The sequence below is a fragment of the Paraburkholderia sp. CNPSo 3274 genome (genome assembly GCF_024206475.1).
Classification (GTDB): Bacteria; Pseudomonadota; Gammaproteobacteria; order Burkholderiales; family Burkholderiaceae; genus Paraburkholderia.
In genome coordinates this window covers 1-4,529 of sequence record NZ_JAMBPR010000170.1, presented here as the reverse complement: position 1 = coordinate 4,529, position 4,529 = coordinate 1, and the positions used below count along the sequence as shown (strand labels likewise).

Here is a 4,529-nt window from a genome sequence, read left to right as displayed (position 1 = left end):
AAGAGAACAAGACCATCAACCTGGTGAGCAAGGAAGGGGTGCAGCTCGCGGCGATCGGCTATGCGCATCTGTCGCGCGACGAGATCTATCACCACCTGGAGCAGTTCTATCGCCAGTTCTATTTCCGGCCGTCGAAGATCTGGGAGATCGTGCGCGAGATGCTCACGAGCTGGGACATGATGAAGCGGCGTCTGCGCGAAGGCGTGGAGTTCTTCCGCTTCCTGCGCGCGCACGAGGCATGATGGACCGCGCGCACGCGACGGGGCGAACGGGCGCCATCGTTGCGATGGCCGTGACGGCGCTTGCCGTCGCTTCTGCGGCAATCGAAGTCATGCGCACCGAATTGCCCGGGTTCTCGCATCTGCTCTTCGATTCGCTTGCGGTGCTAAGCGGTCTTTGCGCCGTGCTCGGCATTATCTATACCTGCACGGCGAGCGCGCTGGTCGGCCGTTTCTTCGCGCGCGAGGTGGCGACGCCGCTGCACTTTCCGGCAATCACGCTCGCCAAGCCGCTGCACGGCGACGAATGGCACCTCGAGGAGCACCTCGCCAGCTTTTTCGAGCAGGACTATCCGGGACAAGTCCAGTATCTCTTCGGCGTTCACGATGCGCGTGACGAAGCACTCAACGCCATCGAGCGGCTACGCGCGCGTTATCCCGATGCACACATCACGGTCGTCGCCGATTCGCGGCTATACGGACCCAACCGCAAGATCGCGAATCTCGTGAACATGCTTGAAAAAGCCGAGCACGACGTCCTGTGCTTTGCCGATAGCGACGTGCTCGTCGATAAAAACTATCTGCGCCAGGTGGTCGGCGCGCTGCAGCAACCGGGCATTGGCCTCGTGACCGCGGTTTATCGCGGCCTGTGCGCGCCCGGATTCTGGCCTCGCGTGGCGTCGGCCTTGACCAACTTTCATTTCCTGCCTGGCGTCGTCACGGGGCTTGCAATCGGGCGTGCGCGCCCGTGCTTCGGCCAGTCCATCGCCATGACGCGTGAAATGCTCGAACGCATTGGCGGTCTGGCGCAATTCGCGCATCACCTCGCCGAAGACCATGCGATTGGTGAAGCCGTGCGCCGCGCCGGCGCGGAAGTTTCCGTTCCGCCCATTCTCGTGCGGCACGCATGCGTCGAGAATACGTTCGCCCAACTCTTTGCGCACGAATTGCGCTGGAGCCGCACGGTTCGCGCGGCAGACCGCTCGGGGCATCTGGGCGCCGTGCTGATGCATCCGTTCGCGCTCGCCATGCTTGCTGTGGCATTGTCCGGCGGCGCAGCGGCCGCGTGGATATTGGTCGCCGTGGCGCTGTGCGCGCGCGCGTGGCTGATCTGGAGGACCGATCGCGCGACCGGCGACAAGTCCAGCGGACTGTTATGCTTACCCCTTTGGGAAATGGTCCAGTTCGCGATCTATGTCGCGAGCTTTTGTTCGTCAGGCGTCGTTTGGCGCGGCACGCGCTTTCGCGTCGACAGGAACGGCATGCTTTCGCCAGTCCACGAGACCTGAGCGTTACAGTAGATGGGGGGCACAATGAGACGGGAGCATCCACTAGAGAGCACCCGCAGATGAAGCACATGGGACGTATCGCCGCCCTGGTCGGTCTTGCGATCGCCGTGTGGCTCGTATGGCGCGAGCATCCCGCAGCGGTGCTGCAACTGTTGCGCGGCGCGGGCATGGGCCTCGTGTTGGCGGCCATCGTGCATATCCTGCCGATGTGCGCGAATGCATGGGACTGGCGCAGCCTGATTCGCGCGGCGCAGCGTCCGTCGTTCGCGGCGATGCTCAAACTCGTGTGGATTCGCGAGTCGATCAACGGCTTGCTGCCTGTTGCGCGCGTGGGCGGGGAGCTCGTTTCGTTCCGGCTGCTTGGCCGTGCGGGCGTACGGCCGGCCACGGCGGTGGCGAGCCTCATCGCCGACATGCAGCTCACGCTGATCAGCCAGGTGCTCTTCGCGCTGCTCGCAGCCGGCTATCTGCTCGAACATTCCTCTTCCGATACCGCGCGGATCGTGGGGCGGCTCGCATGGGGCCTCGCGGGCTTCATACCGCTGCTCGTGCTCTTCGCGCTCGTGCAGCATGCGCGGCCGTTCGAGCGCGCGGCACGCACGCTCAACCGCGTCACGAGCGGCAAGGTCGTCGATCTCGTGGGCAAGTCCGCGCGCGTCGATTTATCCCTCAAACTGATCTGGCGGCAGACCGGCGTGATCGTGCGCTACGTGCTCGTCTGGCAGACGCTGCAATGCCTCGGCTATGCGCTTGAAATCTGGATCGCGTTGCGCGTGCTCGGCACGGACGCGACCTTTGTACAGGCGTTCGTGATCGAAGCCCTGATCCAGATGCTGAGCAGCATCGCGTTTCTGGTGCCAGCCGGCCTTGGCGTGCAGGAGGGCGGTTTCGTCGTGATCGGCGGGCTGCTAGGGTTCGACGCGCCCACTTGCCTCGCGCTCGCTGGCGCAAGGCGCGTGCGCGATCTGATGTTCTATTTGCCCGGGCTGCTTGCCTGGCAGGCGGCCGAATATGGCTGGCCCTCGAGACGCCGGACAGAGGGCACGGCCACGCGCGCCCGCACGGAATAATCCCGAAGGTGACCTGTTATTGAATACAGGTCGCTTCACATTGCTCTATTGTCAGCAATCGCCCGAAAGGACTCGACATGGCAAGGGATTTCCGTGCGCTGAACAAGCACGCTCACCGCGAATACAAATTCGTTCAGGCCGACTCATATCGCCAGGTCACTGAGAACTACGGGACAGGTATGGGTGGCGGGGTGTGCATGGGAGTCGTATTGAATTGGGTCAAGGAGAAGTTGTCGACCTCAAACGGGCTGGTTCGTCGTGATGGTCCCCTGCGCAATCCGGCCATCAAACATTTTTCAAATCCGCTGAATCCGCTCTCTCGCATTCACAACGGAATCTCCCCGCCCACGGATTCCCTGCTGGGGAAACTCATTGGCAAACAGCCAGGACAACCAAGCGGCAGAAAGAGCGGGGCGCGCAACGAAGCGACCATGTTGGAGGGCGCGAAGACGCAACAGATGTACCGCTACAAAACCAGTGACGAGTTGGTCGACGCGCTCAAGCTCGTGCCGGGCGGGTATACGCCAGAAGAAAAAACGCACAAGGTAAAGTACGTAGAGCCGAATGTTCGCACAGGCCGCCCCCAGGAGAAATTCGTAGCCGAGCGCGCTGATGACGCCATGATCGCCGGAGCCGGGGAACAGTTACCCAAGGGCAATGCCATCGTGCTCGATTTGACGCAACAGACTGGCGGTGCCGGGCACTCGATCGCGTTTTACAAGAGCCGGGGAGGCACGCTCTATTTTTTCGACCCGAACGCCGGGGTGTACGAGATATCTCGTCCGCACGGGAAACACCTTCTGGGATTCGTGCAGGCGTGGCTCGAGGTGTATACGAAGGACACGGACGAGCACGGCGTTCCAACTCCGAAAAACTGGAAGACCAAGGATGAACATCGCTGGTATTCAGTTTATAGCGGCACGAAAAATTAACGCCTGAAAGAAAATGGCTTTGAAGTACCCGCACGCGCCTGCACGCGAAAATTCGGCCAATGTCGGCGCGTGCGCACACGCACAATCAAGCGCGCAATATCAGTGCGCTTCGTACACGGTCAGCTTGCTGGTCACCGACTGAACGCCAGGCACGCGGGAAGCGGCGTCCTGCGCGAGCTGTTCCTGCGAGGCGTCCATGATCATCCCCGCAAGAATGACCTTGCCCGTGCGCGCTTCGGAAAACACGACGACGTCCGTGTCCTCCAGACCCTTCGTCTTGTAGACGGCCTGCCAAACGGTCTTCGAGAAGGCTTTGTTCGCCGCCTTGTCAGCCTTCATTTGCGCGCGGACCTGCTCCTTCGTCGCGACCGCCGTTGCGGGCGCCGCGGTTTGCGCGAAAACGGAAGAAGAGAGCAGCACAGCGAATACGCCCGCGAGCGCTTTGTTACGAAGCGTCATGATTCACCTCTTGGCATTGGGGTTGGACAAACCTGTTCAAACGACCTCTACTCGCCATTAGAACGGCGGGACGTATCGCGCATGTGTCGAGAAAAGTGGCCTGTGCAAGCCTGCGTATCAAAAAGCGCCTTATACACATTCGGATACATATTCGATCCACGCGGTGAGCCCAACGGGTGTTAACCGTGACTCGTGCTTAGCTGAAAGCGCCAACGCTCGAGATTCGAGAGTTCATCCACGGTCTTTTTCTCGATGTCGCCGCGAATCAGGTGATGAATCGTGAGCTGCCCCTGCTGTGTCTCCAGGATCTGCACTAGTCCATTGCGTCATTGAAAAAGCACCTTATTTGGTATTCAATGAAACACATGGAAAAGATGAACTTAACCACGCTTGAGCGCAAACAATTGCTGTCGGCGGCTCGTAGTCAAACGGTGCGCGCAGCAGACACGCGGCGTGCCCGGTTGATCCTGATGCTTGACGACGGAGAGACACGTGAGGCGATCATGCAGCGGCTGCGCTGTGACTCCCGCTTCATTAGCCGTTGGTCGAGCCGGTTTCTGG

6 protein-coding genes and 1 pseudogene are annotated in these 4,529 nt (G+C 60.9%); 5 read left to right on the top strand and 2 right to left on the bottom strand.

What is annotated here, in order from left to right; all coding sequences use genetic code 11:
* The 4 genes and pseudogenes from M3I54_RS43570 to M3I54_RS43555 form a co-directional block, all read left to right on the top strand.
* A pseudogene (locus tag M3I54_RS43570) lies at positions 1-242 on the top strand (hopanoid biosynthesis associated radical SAM protein HpnJ); the annotation flags it as partial.
* A complete protein-coding gene (gene hpnI, locus M3I54_RS43565) occupies positions 242-1,507 on the top strand; it encodes a bacteriohopanetetrol glucosamine biosynthesis glycosyltransferase HpnI (protein ID WP_375542324.1) in 1,266 nt (421 codons plus the stop codon). The pseudogene M3I54_RS43570 and the gene hpnI, both read left to right, overlap by 1 nt.
* A gap of 59 nt (positions 1,508-1,566) precedes the next feature.
* Positions 1,567-2,577, top strand: a complete 1,011-nt coding sequence (locus M3I54_RS43560) for a lysylphosphatidylglycerol synthase domain-containing protein (RefSeq protein ID WP_254346583.1) — start codon at positions 1,567-1,569, stop codon at positions 2,575-2,577.
* A 77-nt stretch (positions 2,578-2,654) separates the two neighbouring features.
* Positions 2,655-3,509, top strand: a complete 855-nt coding sequence (locus M3I54_RS43555) for a hypothetical protein (RefSeq protein WP_254346581.1) — start codon at positions 2,655-2,657, stop codon at positions 3,507-3,509.
* A gap of 99 nt (positions 3,510-3,608) precedes the next feature.
* On the opposite strand, the gene M3I54_RS43550 is transcribed toward M3I54_RS43555, so the two are convergent.
* Positions 3,609-3,968 carry a BON domain-containing protein gene (locus M3I54_RS43550; RefSeq protein WP_254346579.1) on the bottom strand — a complete coding sequence of 120 codons (360 nt, stop codon included), beginning with the start codon at positions 3,966-3,968 and terminating at the stop codon, positions 3,609-3,611.
* A gap of 179 nt (positions 3,969-4,147) precedes the next feature.
* Entirely contained in the window at positions 4,148-4,282 is a 135-nt protein-coding gene (locus tag M3I54_RS45035) for a hypothetical protein (protein WP_302059380.1), read from the bottom strand.
* Between the two features lie 51 nt (positions 4,283-4,333).
* Between M3I54_RS45035 and M3I54_RS43545 the strand changes: the two genes are divergently transcribed.
* On the top strand, positions 4,334-4,529 hold a 196-nt coding region (locus tag M3I54_RS43545; RefSeq protein WP_254333639.1), incomplete at its 3' end, for a helix-turn-helix domain-containing protein.

Coding starts and splice junctions, on each gene's coding strand:
- hpnI (WP_375542324.1), top strand. CDS start 242: ATGGACCGCGCGCACGCGACGGGGCGAACGGGCGCCATCGTTGCGATG.
- M3I54_RS43560 (WP_254346583.1), top strand. CDS start 1,567: ATGAAGCACATGGGACGTATCGCCGCCCTGGTCGGTCTTGCGATCGCC.
- M3I54_RS43555 (WP_254346581.1), top strand. CDS start 2,655: ATGGCAAGGGATTTCCGTGCGCTGAACAAGCACGCTCACCGCGAATAC.
- M3I54_RS43550 (WP_254346579.1), bottom strand. CDS start 3,968: ATGACGCTTCGTAACAAAGCGCTCGCGGGCGTATTCGCTGTGCTGCTC.